Source organism: Brevibacterium renqingii, from assembly GCF_017808095.1.
GTDB lineage: Bacteria > Actinomycetota > Actinomycetes > Actinomycetales > Brevibacteriaceae > Brevibacterium > Brevibacterium renqingii.
On record NZ_JADBHG010000001.1, the window covers coordinates 108,731 to 125,054 of the forward strand.

The window sequence follows — 16,324 nt, forward strand, 5'->3', positions numbered from 1 at the left end:
GGCTCAGATCCCGCCGAGGCCGCGGCCGGGCGCCAGCAGTCCGCGCGGGTCGAGCAGATCCTTGAGCTCCTGCAGTCCTCTGCGGCCCGGCAGCGGCCCCCACGCATCGACGCTCTCCCACACCGAGGCCGGGGCGTGGAGCAGTCGGGCGCAGATCCGGTGCAGGCCGAATGAGCGCAGGTGCTCGAGCACCACGCGGGTGGCGATTCCCGGCTCGGTCTCGGGAGCTCCGACCCCGAGTTCGAAGAGCCCGGCCGCACTCCCCTGCAGCTGCAGGGGATAGCCGATGGCGTCTTCGAGCCGTGTCATCGTCTCGAGAAGTGTCGGAACGAAGTCCGGAGTCACCGACAGGCCGATCGTCACGGGCGCCTGTGTCCGCCTGCCCCACCATCCGGGTCGCCTGCAGCGGGTGGCTCCGGGAACTCGGTCGAGGATGCGGGAGATCTCGGTTTCGACGAGTTCCTCGTCGCCTTCGACCAGGACCACGGTGGCGGCGGGCGAACCGGGTGGTCGGCCGATGACGACGGCGGCCGGTCGCTGCCGGGCGGCGAGGAGTTCCGGGGCTGCCGCGGCGCCGGGAATCCATACGAACTCCTGAGCCGCCGGTCGCGCACTCAGTCGGATCTCGGCCTCGACGATGATGGCGCGGGTGCCCCAGGATCCGGCCACGAGCTGTGGGAGACCCCTGCCGGTCAGGCTCAGACAGAGTCCTCCGGCGGTGCGGGCGATGGTCCCGTCGGCGCCGACGGTCGTCACGGACACCAGCGTCTCGGCAAGTCGGGGACGGTGGAGGTGCCGCGGTCCGGTGGCGGCCGTGGCGATCATCCCGCCGAGGCTGGACCCGGCTGCGATGCGGCCGTCCGGCAGATCGGCGAGGATCTCCTGCCCGGTCCGGCCGGCGAGGTCGTTCAGTGCCGAGATCTTCGCTCCGGCCCCGGCACGGACGGTGGCGTCCGCGACGGAACGGTCGGCCGCCTCGGCGAGTCCGGTCATGTCGATGAGCAGCCCGGGGGTGGTCGCGGGCGGATGGTCGTCGAAGGCGGTGCCGCCGCCGAAGACGGTGACCGTGCGGGATTCGGCGTGGGCACGGGCCATGAGCTCGGAGAGTTCGGCGATGCTGTCGGGGCTGGCCAGTCGGGGCAGTTCTGTGGTCCGGCTCATCCCCACCTCTGTCTCTGCTGTGTCGGACTCTGCTGTCTCTGTCTCTGCTGTCTCGGGCCTTGTCTCTGTTTCCGTGACCGTGTGTTCAGAGTGTAGCGAAGAACGCCTCCGGAATCGGTGCGCTGGGCACAGATTTCGGAGGCGTTCGACGTGGTCGGACCCTGCATCGCAAGCGTCGATCGGAGGCGGGATCACCAGTGCGGGTGCGCGGCTGCGAGCCTTGGCTCAAGGCCTGCGGCCGCGGACCCGGCGCCTTCGGCTCAGGGCATGCGGGCGTAGGCCGGCAGCGTGAGGAAGTCGACGTAGTCGGGAGCGATCGCGACCGAGACGAAGGTGTCGGTGGCGTCCTTCCAGGCGGCGTCGTCACCGGGCAGCTTCGCGACCTCCTCGGAGACGATGCGCTCGACGAGGTCCTTCGTCACCTTCTCACCGGAGTCGAGGGTGACACCGGCATCGAGCCACTGCCACACCTGGGAGCGGGAGATCTCCGCGGTGGCGGCGTCCTCCATGAGCCCGTTGATGGCGACGGCGCCGTTGCCCTCGAGCCAGGCGCGCAGGTACTGGATGCCGACGGAGACGTTCGTGCGCAGTCCCTGCTCGGTCATCGATCCCGGCGTCGACTTCACGTCGAGGAGGTCGGCGGCGGTGACGTCGACGTCTTCGCGCTTGTTGTCGATCTGGTTGGGCTTGTCGCCGAGGGTCTCAGTGAAGACCTCCTTGCACAGGGAGACCATGCCCGGGTGGGCGACCCAGGAGCCGTCGAAGCCGTTGCCGGCCTCACGGGACTTGTCCTCGCGCACCTTGTCGAAGGCGGCCTTGTTCGCAGCCTCGTCCTTCGAGGGGACGAATGCGGACATGCCGCCGATGGCGTGGGCGCCGCGCTTGTGGCAGGTGCGCACGAGCAGTTCGGTGTAGGCGCGCATGAACGGCACGGTCATCGTCACGTCCGAACGGTCCGGCAGCAGGTAGTCCGAGCCGCGGGAGCGGAAGTTCTTGATCACGGAGAAGATGTAGTCCCAGCGACCGGCGTTGAGGCCGGCGGAGTGCTCGCGCAGTTCGTAGAGGATCTCCTCCATCTCGAAGGCCGCGGTGTAGGTCTCGATGAGCACGGTGGCGCGGATGGTGCCGCGGGCCAGTCCGAAGGCGTCCTCGGCGTGCTCGAAGACCTGGTTCCACAGGCGGGCCTCGAGGTGGGATTCCATCTTCGCGAGGTAGAAGTAGGGGCCCTTGCCCTTCTCGATCTGGACCTGACCGGCCGTGGCGAAGTAGAGGGCGAAGTCGACGAGCGAACCGGAGGTCTCCTCACCGTCGATGAGGATGTGCTTCTCGGGCATGTGCCAGCCGCGGGGGCGTACGACGATGGTCGGCAGCTGCTCGTCGGGAGCGAGCTTGTACTCCTTGCCCTCGGGCGAGGTGAAGTCGATCTCACGGTTGAGGGAGTCGAGCAGGTTGATCTGGCCCTGGATGACCGAGTCCCACTGCGGGGTGTTCGCGTCTTCCTGGTCGGCCAGCCACACCTTGGCTCCGGAGTTGAGCGCGTTGATCGTCATCTTCTTGTAGGTCGGACCGGTGACCTCGACGCGACGGTCTTCGAGACCCGGAGCCGGGGGCGAGACCTGCCAGCTCGGATCATTGCGGATCTCGGCGGTCTCCTCGAGGAAGTCGAGGTCCTTGCCGGAGGCGATCTCGGCCTGACGGACCTTGCGTGCTTCGAGGCGGTCGAGGCGGTCGCCGTTGAACTTGCGGTGCAGTTCGACGATGAGCTCGAGTGCCTTCGGGGTGAGGACCTTCTCTGCGCCATCCGGCAGCTCGCCGGTGATCTCCATCCCGGCGGGGATGTCCAGGTTCTCGATATGAGCGGTCATCGGTGGTTCTCCTTAGTCAGCACACGAAGTGCTGCGTCCTTATCGGCACCATCAGGTGCGTCTCTGTTCGCTGGCAACGGGGTTTGGCCTGCGAAACTTTCACATCGTGAAAATTTTTGTTCACACACCGAAAGAATATGAGGTGATGCACGTCTCGTCAAACCTTATCGCGCTTCGAGACGGGGTGTCTGTTGACTCCGGCGGGCGAACTGGCACGATGAATGGACGAACCTCTCGTGGGCCCGCTTCCGGCGACCGGATGCGGACTTCTGCGACCACGCGGCAATGACGCCGCAGATCGGACACACGATGGACAACCTCGCTGTTGCAGCTCTTCTGGCGCTCTCCCCGATCCTCCTGGCCGGAATCCTCCTCATCGGCTTCCGCTGGCCGGCCAAATACGCCATGCCCATCGGGCTCGTCGCCGCTGCCCTGGTGGCGAACTTCGCCTGGAAGATCGAATGGGTGACGATCGGCGCCTCGGTCGTCCAAGGCCTGCTCGTGGCGATCGGCCTGCTGTGGATCGTCTTCGGGGCCCTCCTGCTCCTGGCCACGATCACCCGCTCGGGAGCCATCGAGACCATCCGCGCCGGATTCGTCTCGATCTCCCCCGACCGCCGGGTCCAGGTCATCATCGTCGCCTGGCTGTTCGGCTCCTTCATCGAAGGTGCGGCCGGATTCGGCACCCCGGCGGCCGTGGTCGCCCCGCTCATGCTCGCCCTCGGGTTCCCCGCCGTCGCTGCGGTGCTCGGCGGGCTGATCATCCAGTCCACTCCCGTGAGCTTCGGCGCCGTGGGCACCCCGATGGTCGTCGGCATCGGCACCGGCCTGGCCCAGGAGGACGGTTCGATGTCGACCGATGTCGCGGCACGGGCCGCCGAGCTCGGTCTCGACCAGACGGAGTTCGTCGCCCACACGGCCACTCAGGTCGCCCTCATCCACGGCATCTGCGGGATCTTCATCCCGCTGCTGCTGGCGTGCATGATGACCGGTTTCTTCGGCGCGAACCGGCGCTTCGCCGACGGTCTGGCCGTCACTCCCTTCGCCGTCTACTCCGCGCTCGCGATGATCGTGCCCTACCTCGTCGTGGCGAAGTTCCTCGGTCCCGAGTTCCCTTCGCTGCTCGGCGGCCTCATCGGCCTGGCCATCGTCGTGACCACGAGCAGGCTAGGATTCCTCATGCCGAAGAAGACCTGGGACTTCGCCCCGCGTGAGCAGTGGCCGGCCTTCTGGATGGGCACCGTCGACCCGAACGAGGAGAAGGCGCAGCTCACGAGGCGGATGTCGCTGGTCCGCGCCTGGTCGCCCTACCTCATCGTCGTCGCTCTGCTGCTCATCACCCGCAATGTGCCGGCGATCAAGGAGTTCCTCAACGGCCCGGCGGTCATCAAGGTCGACGGCATCTTCGGCACCCCGATCAACCAGAACATGGACCTGCTGTGGTCGCCCGGTGCGATCTTCGTCCTCGCCTGCGGCATCACCTACTTCATCCACCGCATGACGAAGGACCAGATCTCGAGCTCCTGGACGATCGCGGGTTCCCAGATCGCCGGCGCCGCCGTGGCTCTGCTCTGCTCGCTGCCGCTGGTGCGGGTGTTCATCAACTCCGGTGCCGACTACAACGGTGCCGGACTCGAGTCGATGCCGGTCACCCTCGCCGAGGCGGCCGCGAGCACCGTCGGAGACGCCTGGCCGCTGCTGGCCCCCTTCGTCGGCGCCCTCGGTGCATTCATCGCGGGATCGAACACCGTCTCGAACACGATGTTCGCCCAGTTCCAGTTCTCCACCGGCACCGCCATCGGGGCGGCCAGCCCGGAGACCGTCGTGGCCGCGCAGGCCGTCGGCGGCGCGGCGGGCAATATGGTCGCCGTGCACAATGTCGTGGCCGCCTCGGCGACGGTGGGGCTCGTCGGTCGCGAGGGCGAGCTCATCCGCCGCACCGCCATCCCGATGCTCGTCTACTCGCTGGCCGCGGGCGCGATCGCCTTCGTCGGTCTCAACGGTCTGGGCATGAACGCCGGCACGGTGATCCTCACCGCGCTCATCGTGGGCTTCGGCGTCGCGATCGTCCTGGCCCGGCGGTCCCCGGGCAAGCCGCTAGAGATCGGAGCCGTGTCCTCCCACGGGACGGCTGAGGACGAAGCCGCGCCTGCCGGCGACGACGAGCCGGAGCCCACCGCCCGCGGCTGAGGCCGGCCCCGAGGCACCGCCTTGTCGGCGGCGAGCCGTGCAACGGCCGCACCGCGCGCAGTGCCCGCACGGCTCACGCGAGCTGCGGAAGTCTCCTGCGGGTGGATCCATCGCGATTATCGGTCGGTTTTCGCGGTGGATCGACCCGCAGGAGACGCAAATTCGCGAAGCGACCGCCGCACTCACAGAACTCCTGGCCCTAAGACGACAACAGCTCGGTCATCCGACGCCACGCGGAAGCGCCTGTGCGCGCCAAGCGGAAGCGCCTGTGCGCGCCACGCGGAAGCGCCTGTGTGCACCTCACGCGGAAGCGCCTGTGTGCACCTCACGCAGAGGCGCACACAGGCGCTTTCTCGCTCCACTGCCACGCCTCGCCTGTGGCGGCTCGGGGCCCGGGTCGCTCAGACGATGACGACCATGGGGACGATCATCGGCTTGCGGCGCAGCTTCGAGGACACCCAGCGGCCGATGGTGCGGCGCACGACCTGCTGGAGCTGGTACTGGTCGACGGTCCCGTCGCGCAGCGCATCTTCGACGGCCTTGCTGACCTTCGGCACGATCGTGTCGAAGACGTCATCGGACTCGGCCACACCGCGGGCGTGGATCTCGGGTCCGGCGATGAGCGACTTCGTCTGCGAGTTCACGGCCATGAAGATCGTCACGAAGCCCTCACCGGACAGGACCAGACGGTCCTTGAGGTCGGCCTCGGTGATCTCGCCCACCGAGGATCCGTCGACGAAGACGTAGTTGCAGTCCACGGCGCCGACGACTTCGGCGCGGCCGTCCTTGAGGTCGACGACCCAGCCGTCATCGGCCAGGACGATGTTGTCGGGATCGACGCCGGTCGCCTCGGCGTGGCGGGCATTGGCCAGCAGGTGGCGCCACTCACCGTGGACGGGCATGACGCCACGGGGCTTGACGATGTTGTAGCAGTAGAGCAGCTCGCCGCCGGAGGCGTGCCCGGACACGTGGATCTTCGCATCGGCCTTCGAGATCACGCGGGCGCCGAGCTTCATCAGACCGTTGATGACCTTGAACACGGAGTTCTCGTTGCCCGGGATCAGCGAGGAGGCGAGGATGACGGTGTCGCCGTCGCCCACGTCGACGCGGTGGTTGCGGTTGGCCATGCGCGACAGCGCGGCCATCGGCTCACCTTGGGACCCGGTGCACATGAGGACGATCTGGTCCTCCGGGTAGTCGTCGACCTTCTTGATGTCGATGAGCGTGCCCTGCGGCACGTCGAGGTAGCCGAGGTCGGCGGCGATCTTCATATTGCGCACCATCGACCGGCCGACGAGCGCCACTTTGCGGCCGTGGGCCGTGGCGGCGTTGAGCACCTGCTGGACGCGGTGGACGTGGGAGGAGAAGGAGGCGACGATGATGCGGCGCTCGGCGGTGCCGAAGAGGTTCTCGAGCACGGGCCCGATGTCCTTCTCCAGGGCGGTGAAGCCGGGGACCTCGGCATTCGTCGAGTCCGTCATGAACAGGTCGACGCCCTCCTCGCCGAGGCGGGCGAAGGCGCGCAGATCGGTGATGCGGCCGTCGAGCGGCAGCTGGTCCATCTTGAAGTCGCCGGTGTGGAGGATGTTGCCGGCACCGGTGCGGATGAACACGGCCAGGGCGTCGGGGATCGAATGGTTGACGGCGACGAACTCGAGGTCGAAGGGACCGAGCTGATCGAGGTCGTCCTCGGCCACCACGCGGGTGATCGGCTTGATCCGGTGTTCCTTGAGCTTGGCCTCGATGAGCGCGATCGTCAGCTTCGAGCCGAGGATGGGGATATCACCCTTGCGGCGCAGCAGGTAGGGCACCGCACCGATGTGGTCCTCGTGGCCGTGGGTGAGCACGAGCCCGACGATGTCGTCGAGGCGGTCATCGAGGTAGGAGAAATCGGGGAGGATGAGGTCGACGCCGGGCTGGTCCTCTTCGGGGAAGAGCACGCCGCAGTCGACGATGAGGAGCTTGCCGTGGTATTCGAACACGGTCATATTGCGCCCGACCTCGCCGAGGCCGCCGAGTGCGACGATGCGGACGGCCTCGCGGTCCATCTTCGGCGGGCGGGACAGTTCTTGGGTCAATGCATTATTCACTGAGGTAACCACTCCTGGTCAATTGGGCGGTGACGAACGCCACCTGCTCCTCATCTGCTGGGAGCAGCGGCATCCGCACATCGCGGTTGTCGAGTATTCCTTGGGCCTGCAGAGCGGCCTTCGCCGAGATCACGCCCGGCATATGGTTCATGAGCGCATCCACCACGTCCGCGGTCTCGCGGCTGAGGACGCGTGCTGTGTGCAGATCGTTGTTCGCCACTGCCCGCACCATCGAGGCGAAGCGGTCCGAGCAGACGTGCCCGGCCACGGACACGAGCCCGAGGGCCCCGAGGGACAGCAGCGGCAGGTTGAGAGCGTCCTCGCCGGAGTAGTAGACCAGCGAGGAGTTGTTCATCACGAACGAGGAGGCGAAGAGGTCGCCCTTCGCATCCTTGACCGCGAGGATGTTCGGGTGGTCGGACAGCCGCAGCAGGGTGTCCGTGATGATCGGGGCGCCCGCGCGACCGGGGATGTCGTAGAGCATGACTGGCAGGTCGGTCGAGTCGGCGGCGGCACGCATATGCGCCTCGATCGCCGGCTGCGTCGGCTTCGAATAGTACGGGGTGACGATGAGGATGCCATCGGCTCCGGCCGCAGCGGAGCGGCGAGAGAGGTCGATGGTGTGGGCGGTGACGTTGTTGCCGGTGCCGGCGATGATCTTCGCCCGGCTGCCGATGACGCCGCGCACGACGTGGAGGAGTTCGATCTTCTCGTCGTCGGTCGTCGTCGGTGACTCTCCGGTGGTGCCGGAGACGACGAGCATGTCGTTGCCGAGTGCGACGAGGTGCTCGGCCACCTTCTCAACGGCCGGATAGTCGATGCTGCCGTCGGCCTTGAACGGGGTCACCATTGCAGTGCCGACGGTACCGAATGCGTCAATTGCAGCGGCCGCTGCGCTGTCACCGAGAATCGCCATGATTCAAGGATACCGCCCACGTGGTTCCACACGCGCAGAGGTCCACCCGCGTTGCGAGACCAGTTCTCCACCGCAACCCCGCCGAGGCGGCCGGCCGCATCCATCGAACGACCGAGCGCACCGCCGAGACGAGAGGCAGATCACAGACGGGCAGCCGCCTAGCCTTCGAGCAGCCTGTCTGCGGTCTCGATCAGGACTCGCGTCATCGTCTGCGGGTTCGGTCCGTGGCCGGCGACGGTGGCGAGGTCGAAACCGTCGATGACGGCGATGAACGTATCGACCGCCTCGGCGGCGGTGAGTTCGAAGAGTTCGAACTCACCCCTCTCCACCCCGTCGTCGACGATCCGCCGGAAGAGCCTGCGCCAGCCGTCGAAGACCGCATCAACGCAGTTCTGCAGACCCGCATCGGTGCGGGCGGCGGTGACGAGTTCGAGCCAGATCCGGGATCGCTGATCGTGGATGCCGACTCCGTGAACGGCGGCGAAGGCATCGTGCAGACGGTGCCGGGCCATTCGGCCGCGGCCGTCATCGCGCGGCTTCGCGATCTCCTCGATGCCCATGAGGACGGTGGCCGTATGGATCGAAAACGCCTGCGCGAGCAGTTCGTCACGCGATTCGAAGTAGTACTGCACGGTCCCGATCGACATTCCGACGGCCTTGGCCACATCCCCGAGCCGCACGCCGGCAGGACCCCGGGCGACTATGGCGTCAAGAGTGGCCTGGATGATCGCGAACTTCTTCGCCTCGGCCTGCTCGGGCGGCTGCTGCGGGCGCGGGCTCATGCCGGCACCGTCTGATCCGCACCCGCGGCCGCGAGCTCCGTGGCTGCCGTCAGTCCCTCGAATACCGCCTCTTCCACGGTCCGCGGCGCCAGCGCATCGCCGATGACCTGCACCGAGGCGGGGCCGAAGTCGAGTTCGGGCCGCACCGACTGCGGTGCCGCCGAGACGATCGCGGCGGCCACGCCCTCGACCTCGTGGACGACCTCGCACAGCGTCGACTGCAGGTAGCCGGTGTCGGCGTCCAGACCGACCGGTCGCACATCGTCCACGAAGTCGATCCGTCCGGTCCGCAGCGCCTGCGACATGAGCAGAGTGCGCGTGTACTGCTGGATCGCGGCCCCGGCGAAGTTCGCGGCCGTCGCCAGGGTCACGGGCACTCGTGCTTCGGCCAGTCGCAGGGCGATGCCCAAGCCGATCCAGTCGCCCTTCCAGTCGGTGACGAGGACGCGTCCGTCGGGCAGCACGGGCTCGGTCTCGAGGAACTCGCGGGCTCCGATCACGAGAGCATCATCGGCGATCTCGAGATGCGGCATCCGCTGCCGGGCTCCGGTGGCGACGATGACGTAGTCGGCGGCGATCTCGTCGACGAGCGCCTGCGTCACCGGCGTCGAGGTGCGCAGTTCGGCTCCGGCCCGCCGGGCCTCGGCGGACAGGTTCGTCGCCGCTCCCCCGAACTCGGATCGGTACGGCAGCTCCTGTGCCAGGAGCACGGCCCCGCCGAGGTGGGGCCTGGCCTCACAGAGGGTGACCTCCTCTCCCTGTTCGGCAGCCACGGCGGCCGCCTTGAGACCGGCCGGGCCCCCGCCGATGACGAGCACCCGACGACGGGTGCGCACCCGCGGCCGGGGCAGGAAGATGAGCTCGCGTCCGGACTCGGGGTACTGGATGCAGGAGATCGGCACCCCGAGCTGGAAGTGTCCGATACATGCCTGATTGCAGCCGATGCAGGCGCGGATCTCGTCGACGGCATCACGTTCGGCCTTGCCGGCGATGCCCGGATCGCAGATCATCGCGCGAGTCATGATCGCCATGTCCGTCCGGCCCTCGGCGATGGCGGCCTCCGCTTCGTGGGGCTGGTTGATCCGGCCGGCGACCATGACCGTCTTGTCGGTGATCTTCTTGACCTGTTCGGACAGGTTCGTCGCATAGGCGGCCTCGACCTGCATCGAGGGCACGATGTGGACGGCCCCCTGCAGGGTCGAGGAGTCGCCGGCTGTGATCGAGAAGTAGTCGAGACAGTCGACGCCGTCGCACTCCATGGCGTCGAGGGCGCCGATGAGTTCGAGGACCTCCGCGGAGACGAGTCCGTCCTCGGTCTTGTCCTCCCCGGAGATCCTGAGACCCACCACGACCTCGGGACCGACGGCCGCGCGCACGCCTTCGACCACCTCGGCGAGGAACCGACGGCGGTTCTCCGGACTCCCCCCGTATTCGTCGGTGCGGGTGTTGATGCGGGGATTGAAGAACTGGATGGGCAGGTAGCCATGGCTGGCGACGATCTCGACGCCGTCGATGCCGGAGTCGGCGATGCGCTTCGCCGCTGCCGCGTACCCGGCGATGATGTCCTTGATCGTGGCCGTGCTCAGCGCCTCGGGCACGACCTTGAATCGCTCCTGCGGCTCGTCGCTGGGGGCCACGGCCCGCGGCGCCATTCCGCGCTCGCCGTCCATGACCTCCCGGCCGGGGTGGAAGAGCTGGGCGAAGATCGTCGCGCCGTGCCGGTGGACCGCCTCGGCGACGGCGGTGTATCCGGGCACCGAGGACTCGTCGGTGGCCATGAGCACATGGTTGGTGTACCTCGCGGTCTCATGGACTCCGGAGACCTGGAGGACGATGAGTCCGCAGCCGCCCTTCGCGCGGGCCTCGTGGTAGGCGACGAGGTCATCGCCGATGCGGCCGTGGTCGTCGAGCACGGTGTCGTGGCCGGAGGAGACGATGCGGTTGCGGATCGTGACCGGGCCGAGCGTGATGGGCGCGAAGAGATGCGGGAACAGGTGAGACATGATCGTCCTTGATGCATGCGGGAATCGAGCTGACCCTGTTATTCATATCACCGTATTGTTAACTGAGGCAAGGGCGTTCGCCGGGGGCGCGCAGCGGTTCAGGTGAACGCGGTGAAGTCGTGTGAGAATCGTTCCATGAGCTCTCACCAGGCGCACGGATCCGGCTCCGCGACCACCTCGGCGACCGTTCTCGACCGACTCAGCCCCAGCGGTCGGCTCCTCGGTCTCGATGTCGCGCGCGGAGTCGCTCTGTTCGCGATGATGATCACTCACATCTTCGCCCTCTCCGACGAGGCGAGCCTTCCGACCGGGGCGGCGATCTTCGCCGGTCGCGCCTCGGCGCTGTTCGCGGTGCTGGCCGGATGCTCGCTGGTCCTGTCGACGCGGACCCGTCTGCAGACCTCGGGACGGTTGCGCGATGCCGCGCCGGGCGTGCTCATCCGGGCCGCGGCGATCGTGCTCATCGGACTGTGCCTCGGTTCGATCTCGGGACTGCTCGCGGTCATCCTCGTCAACTACGGTGTCATGTTCGCCCTCGCGCTGTTCTTCCTCCGCCTGCGGGCGAGAGCCCTGTTCGTCCTCGCCGGGGCATGGATGGTCCTCTCCCCCGTGGTATCGATGATCGTGCGTGCCGAGTTCGGCCTCGAGCCCGGGTACCTGCCGATGTCGTGGTTCGATCTCGCAACTCCGGTGTCGATGCTCACCGACCTGTTCCTCACCGGCTACTATCCGATTCTGCAGTGGCTGTCCTACATCCTGCTGGGCATAGCCGTGGCCAAGATCGACATCAGCAGGCACCTCATGGCCCTGCTGGTCTCCGGTCTCGGGCTCTTCGTCCTCGGTCGCGGTGCCTCCTGGCTTCTGCTCAATGTCGCCGGCGGATATGGCGCTCTGGTGGAGAACTCGCAGCGCCTGGGCATCGACCTCTTCGCGGCACTGTTCACGGGCAGCTACGGGGTCACCTCGGCGAGCTCCTGGTGGTGGCTCGCGATCGCCGGCCCGCATTCGGGGACGCCGTTCGATCTGCTCTCCACTGCGGGTACGGCGCTGATGACGATCGCCGTGTGTCAGGCCGCAGCGGTGCTGCTGGGCCGCCGGTCTTGGGTGCTCGGACCGCTGTCGGCGCCGGGGTCGATGCCGCTGAGCGTGTACTCGGCGCATGTGATCTTCCTCGAGATCACTCGGGCGGCGATCGTCGGGGATCCCACGGAGGGAACGGGCACCGCGGCCGAGCAGTCGACCGAGTTCGCCATCCACGCCCTGACCTTCGTGCTCATCCCGCTCCTATGGAAGCTGTTCGTCAACGTGCGCGGTCCATTCGAGGCCGGCATCGCCGCCGTCATCCGCTCGGCATCGCCGGCACCTTCGACCGCCCCGGGATCTCCCGGCTCTCCGACACCGAGGCGACCGGGAAGCGGCGTCTAAGCGCCCTGCTTCTGACCGTCGCGGTACAGGCTGATCGACTTGCGCATCGTCGCTCGGGCGCGTCTGCGATCGCCGCTGGCGTCATAGGCGCACGAGAGCCGGAACCAGGATCGCCAGTCCTCAGGGGCGGCTTCGGCTTCGGCCTGGTACTTCACGAATTCCTGATCGGCGGCCTCGCGGATGATCTTCCCGCCCGGGGTGCGCGGCAGATCGTCGACGGGCAGCCCGCCCTCGGCGCCGAGGATGCGGGCGAGCTTCTCCGTCCGCGCTCCGAAGAGAAGCTCGACGACGAGCGTCCAGGCGCCGATCAGCGGCAGGACGAACAGGGCGATGCCCATCAGGCGCGGGACGAAGTCGGGTTCCCGCACGAGGATCCACGCCCGCTGCCCCATCAGGACGAAGTAGAAGACGAGGACGACGGAGACGATGATCGCCCCGATCTTGGCCTTCGACATCAGAGGTCGAGCATGTTCTCGAGGCCGTGGATGAGCCCCGTGCAATCGGCGATCGAGCGCACTGCGGTGACGATTCCCGGCATGAACGCCGAGGTGGAGTGGGTGTCCGTGCGGATGGTCAGGGCTTCGCCGTCGGACCCGAAGTGGATCTCCTCGTGGGCATTCATCCCCTGCTGGCGGATGGCGTGGACGTGGATGCCGTCGATGACCGCTCCCCTGGCGCCGTGCGGATCGGATTCCGTGGAGTCGGGCACCGGAGGCAGGCCGGCGGAGGTGCGGGCGGCCGCGATGCGCTGGGCGGTGTGGTTCGCCGTTCCCGAGGGGGCGTCGAGTTTGCGTGTGTGATGGATCTCGACGACCTCGGCGGAGTCGAAGTAGGGGGCGGCGAGTTCGGCGAATCGCATGGCCAGCACCGCGCCGATCGAGAAGTTCGGGGCGATGAGGACCGCGGTCTTCGGGTGATCTCTGAGCTTGTCCTCGAGGCGGGCCAGCCGCTCGTTGTCCCAGCCGGTGGTGCCCACGACCGTGTCGATGCCGTGCTCGACGAGGAAGCTGACATTGTCCTCGGTCGACTTCGGGACGGTGAGTTCGACGGCGACGTCGATGTCGGCATCGAGCAGGGTCTCGAGCGGATCATTGCTGCCGAGTGTGGCGACGAGCTCGAGTCCCTCTGCCTCGTTGATCGCAGCGACGGCGTGGGATCCCATGCGGCCCTTGGCTCCGATGACGGCTGTGCGAATGCTCATGTGCTCTGACTCCTTGCTCGACGTTCTCCGCAGGACAGTCTAGCGACTGCCCACCCACCGGTTCCGGAGCGGTCGGCATTCGGCAAGCGCGGACCCGAGATGCGCGGGTCTGTGCTGAGCCGGGCGCAGACCTCGGTGTCGAAGCGGATGCCGTCGTAGAGCAGCTTCTCCCGCTCGCGGCCTTCGACGAGGAAGCCCGCGTTCTTGGCCACCTGCGCCGAGGCGAGGTTGTTCGTGCGGTAGCCCAACTCGAGCCGGTGGATGCCGAGGCCATCGTGCAGATGGTCCACGAAGCTCCGCAGGGCCGCTGATGTCAGTCCGGCGCCGCGTGCGTCGGCGACGATCCAGTAGGAGACCCACGCGCTCGAGTGCCGACGTTCGATCCCCGAGGCCATGACATTGCCGACGATGCGCCGATCAGGCTCGACGACGATGGCGAAGGTGCTTGCGGTCCCTGCCGCCTCGGCGCGGTGGATCTGCTCGATCCAGGCTCTGGCGCCGACGAGGCTGCGGTCATCGGGGATATTGCCGGTCAGGTCCACATCGGCATTCGCATAGACCTCGGCCAGGGCGTCGGTGTCCTCGGCCCGCCACGATCGCAGTAAGGCGTTCATCCTCCCACTCTACCGGCGCGCCCAGACAGAATGACGGCGCCCAGATCCCGTATGTGAGGGATCTGGGCGCCGCCAGTTTCAGTGCTGAGGGAAGGACCGATCAGCCGAGCAGGAGACCCTTGGTCTGAGCCACGGCACGGTCGAAGCGTGCGCCGGCGTCTGACCAGTTGACGATGTTCCACCAGGCCTTGACGTAGTCGGGCTTGACGTTCTGGTAGTCGAGGTAGAAGGCGTGCTCCCACATGTCGAGCTGCAGAACGGGGGTGCCGCCGAGCTGGATGTCGGACTGCTGGTCCTTGAGCTGCTCGATGAAGAGGTTTCCGCCGAGCTGATCGTAGACGAGCACGGCCCAGCCGGAGCCCTGGATCGTGGTGGCTGCGGTGGTGAAGTGCTCACGGAACTTGTCGAAGGATCCGAACTGGTCATCGATGGCTGCGGCGAGTTCGCCGACCGGCTTGTCTCCACCGTCCGGGGACATGTTGTTCCAGAAGATCGAGTGGTTGACGTGTCCGCCGAGGTTGAACGCGAGATCGCGGGTCAGCTTCGGCACATTGGCGAGGTTGCCGGACTCGCGGGCCTCTGCCAGCTGCTCAATGGCGGTGTTCGCGCCCTTGACGTAGGTGGCGTGGTGCTTGTCGTGGTGCAGCTCCATGATGCGAGCCGAGATATGCGGCTCAAGAGCGGAGTAGTCGTAGGGCAGTTCCGGAAGGGTGTACTGCTCAGCCATGAGATTCCTCCTGATCAGATTTGATGACCACCACATCGGTGGCTTCGTTTCGACCCTATCCCAGGGTCTCATCTCGGACAACACGGTTCGGTTCCCGGCTATTCCGGATAACGCAGAGTGACTCAGCCGAGGTTGCGGGAAATCAGCAGCCGCATAATGTCCGAGGTGCCCTCCTCGATCTCCTCGAGTTTGGCATCGCGCATCCACTGCTCGAGAGGATGCTCGCGCGAATAGCCCCACCCGCCCAGGGTCTGCACGCCTGCCCAGGTGCAGAACATCGCGGTCTCCGAGGCGTTCAGCTTCGCCATCGCCGCCGCCGAGGTCACCTCCTGACGGCTGACCGCCTCCCCGGCGTCGATCATCCGCGCGGCATTGAGCACCTGCAGCCAGGCGGCGTCGATGCGCGAGGACATATCGGCCAGGCGGAAGGCCACGGCCTGGTGGTCGATGATCGTCTTCCCGAACTGCGTGCGCTCCTTCGCATAGTCGCGGGCGTATTCGAAGGCCGCCCGGGCCGTGCCGAGTGCGGCGGCGCCGAGCACGACGCGGGAGATGTCGAAGGTGCGCATGAGCCCGTAGAAGCCCTGCCCCTCCTCGCCGAGGCGGTTCTGTTCGGGCACGAAGGCATCGGAGAAGAAGATCTCCCGGCAGACGATGGCACGCTGGCCCATCTTCTTCATCGGCGCCCCGAATTCCATCCCCTCGGTCTCGCGCGGCAGGAGGAAGGCCGAGACTCCGCGTGAGCGCTGCGAGGGGTCGGTCTTGGCGAACACGACGTAGTAGTCGGCCAGGCCTGCGTTCGAGATCCATGCCTTCTGCCCGTTGAGCAGGTATCCCCCGTCGACGGCCGTGGCCTTTGTGATGATCGAGGCCGAGTCGGATCCGGAGCTCGGTTCGGTCGTGGCCAGCGACGTGATCTTCGGGTCGGCGCCGGTCAGCGGCCGCAGCCAGGCCTCCTTCTGCTCGGCGGTGCCGAGTGCGAGGATCGGGTCGGCGAAGAAGCCGTTCGAGCAGACGAAGTTGCCGATGCCCGGGTCCCCGAAGCACAGCTGCTCCTGGACCAGGCATTGGGTGAACACGTCGGTGAAACCGCCTCCGCCGAACTCCTCGGGGATCATGAAGTCCGTGATGCCGACCTGGGCGGCGGCGCGGAAGATGTCGACGGGCGATTCGGTGTCGGCCTCGTCGACGCGGCGGCCGGCGGGCCGGATCGTGTCCGCGGCGAAGTTCCGGCACAGGTCGAGGATGTCGCGCTGCTCGTCGGACAGCGGCCAGGGGGTGTAGCTCATGGTGGGTGCCTTTCGATTCGAAGAGGTGCTGGTCGTCTGCGGGCACGTCCTTGCGCCCGCG

At 67.2% G+C, this 16,324-nt stretch carries 13 protein-coding genes; 2 read left to right on the top strand and 11 right to left on the bottom strand.

Annotated features, from left to right (window positions below):
* Positions 1-3 precede the first annotated feature (3 nt).
* Both IIE29_RS00495 and aceB read right to left on the bottom strand, forming a co-directional pair.
* Positions 4-1,161, bottom strand: coding sequence for an FAD-binding oxidoreductase (locus tag IIE29_RS00495; RefSeq protein WP_209323248.1), 1,158 nt, complete (start codon positions 1,159-1,161; stop codon positions 4-6).
* A 260-nt stretch (positions 1,162-1,421) separates the two neighbouring features.
* On the bottom strand, positions 1,422-3,026 hold the full coding sequence (gene aceB / locus IIE29_RS00500; protein ID WP_209323249.1) for a malate synthase A: 1,605 nt from the start codon (positions 3,024-3,026) through the stop codon (positions 1,422-1,424).
* A 285-nt stretch (positions 3,027-3,311) separates the two neighbouring features.
* Between aceB and IIE29_RS00505 the strand changes: the two genes are divergently transcribed.
* On the top strand, positions 3,312-5,216 hold the full coding sequence (locus IIE29_RS00505; protein ID WP_343071745.1) for an L-lactate permease: 1,905 nt from the start codon (positions 3,312-3,314) through the stop codon (positions 5,214-5,216).
* A 401-nt stretch (positions 5,217-5,617) separates the two neighbouring features.
* On the opposite strand, the gene IIE29_RS00510 is transcribed toward IIE29_RS00505, so the two are convergent.
* The 4 genes from IIE29_RS00510 to IIE29_RS00525 all read right to left on the bottom strand — a co-directional run bounded on the left by IIE29_RS00510 (position 5,618) and on the right by IIE29_RS00525 (position 11,007).
* Positions 5,618-7,264 carry a ribonuclease J gene (locus tag IIE29_RS00510; RefSeq protein WP_209324076.1) on the bottom strand — a complete coding sequence of 549 codons (1,647 nt, stop codon included), beginning with the start codon at positions 7,262-7,264 and terminating at the stop codon, positions 5,618-5,620.
* A gap of 34 nt (positions 7,265-7,298) precedes the next feature.
* Complete coding sequence (dapA, locus tag IIE29_RS00515; RefSeq protein WP_209323250.1) at positions 7,299-8,222, bottom strand: 4-hydroxy-tetrahydrodipicolinate synthase; 924 nt, start codon at positions 8,220-8,222, stop codon at positions 7,299-7,301.
* A 158-nt stretch (positions 8,223-8,380) separates the two neighbouring features.
* Positions 8,381-9,004 (bottom strand): TetR/AcrR family transcriptional regulator, encoded by a 624-nt coding sequence (locus IIE29_RS00520; RefSeq protein WP_209323251.1) that lies wholly within the window; start codon positions 9,002-9,004, stop codon positions 8,381-8,383.
* Positions 9,001-11,007: an oxidoreductase gene (locus IIE29_RS00525; protein ID WP_209323252.1), complete on the bottom strand. Its 2,007-nt coding sequence runs from the start codon at positions 11,005-11,007 to the stop codon at positions 9,001-9,003. The genes IIE29_RS00520 and IIE29_RS00525 overlap by 4 nt, the downstream gene beginning before the upstream one ends.
* A 135-nt stretch (positions 11,008-11,142) precedes the next feature.
* Between IIE29_RS00525 and IIE29_RS00530 the strand changes: the two genes are divergently transcribed.
* The gene (locus tag IIE29_RS00530) at positions 11,143-12,432 is read left to right on the top strand and encodes a heparan-alpha-glucosaminide N-acetyltransferase domain-containing protein (RefSeq protein ID WP_209323253.1); all 1,290 of its coding nucleotides are present in this window, start codon (positions 11,143-11,145) and stop codon (positions 12,430-12,432) included.
* On the opposite strand, the gene IIE29_RS00535 is transcribed toward IIE29_RS00530, so the two are convergent.
* The 5 genes from IIE29_RS00535 to IIE29_RS00555 form a co-directional block, all read right to left on the bottom strand.
* The gene (locus IIE29_RS00535; protein WP_209323254.1) at positions 12,429-12,887 is read right to left on the bottom strand and encodes a tetratricopeptide repeat protein; all 459 of its coding nucleotides are present in this window, start codon (positions 12,885-12,887) and stop codon (positions 12,429-12,431) included. The two genes, IIE29_RS00530 and IIE29_RS00535, sit on opposite strands and share 4 nt — an antisense overlap.
* Positions 12,887-13,633: a 4-hydroxy-tetrahydrodipicolinate reductase gene (gene dapB / locus IIE29_RS00540; protein ID WP_209323255.1), complete on the bottom strand. Its 747-nt coding sequence runs from the start codon at positions 13,631-13,633 to the stop codon at positions 12,887-12,889. The genes IIE29_RS00535 and dapB overlap by 1 nt, the downstream gene beginning before the upstream one ends.
* Positions 13,630-14,247 (bottom strand): GNAT family N-acetyltransferase, encoded by a 618-nt coding sequence (locus tag IIE29_RS00545; RefSeq protein ID WP_209323256.1) that lies wholly within the window; start codon positions 14,245-14,247, stop codon positions 13,630-13,632. Before IIE29_RS00545 ends, dapB begins: the two co-directional genes overlap by 4 nt.
* 100 nt (positions 14,248-14,347) lie before the next feature.
* Positions 14,348-14,974, bottom strand: a complete 627-nt coding sequence (locus IIE29_RS00550; RefSeq protein WP_209323257.1) for a superoxide dismutase — start codon at positions 14,972-14,974, stop codon at positions 14,348-14,350.
* 122 nt (positions 14,975-15,096) lie between these two features.
* Positions 15,097-16,263, bottom strand: a complete 1,167-nt coding sequence (locus tag IIE29_RS00555) for an acyl-CoA dehydrogenase family protein (protein WP_209323258.1) — start codon at positions 16,261-16,263, stop codon at positions 15,097-15,099.
* Positions 16,264-16,324 lie beyond the last annotated feature (61 nt).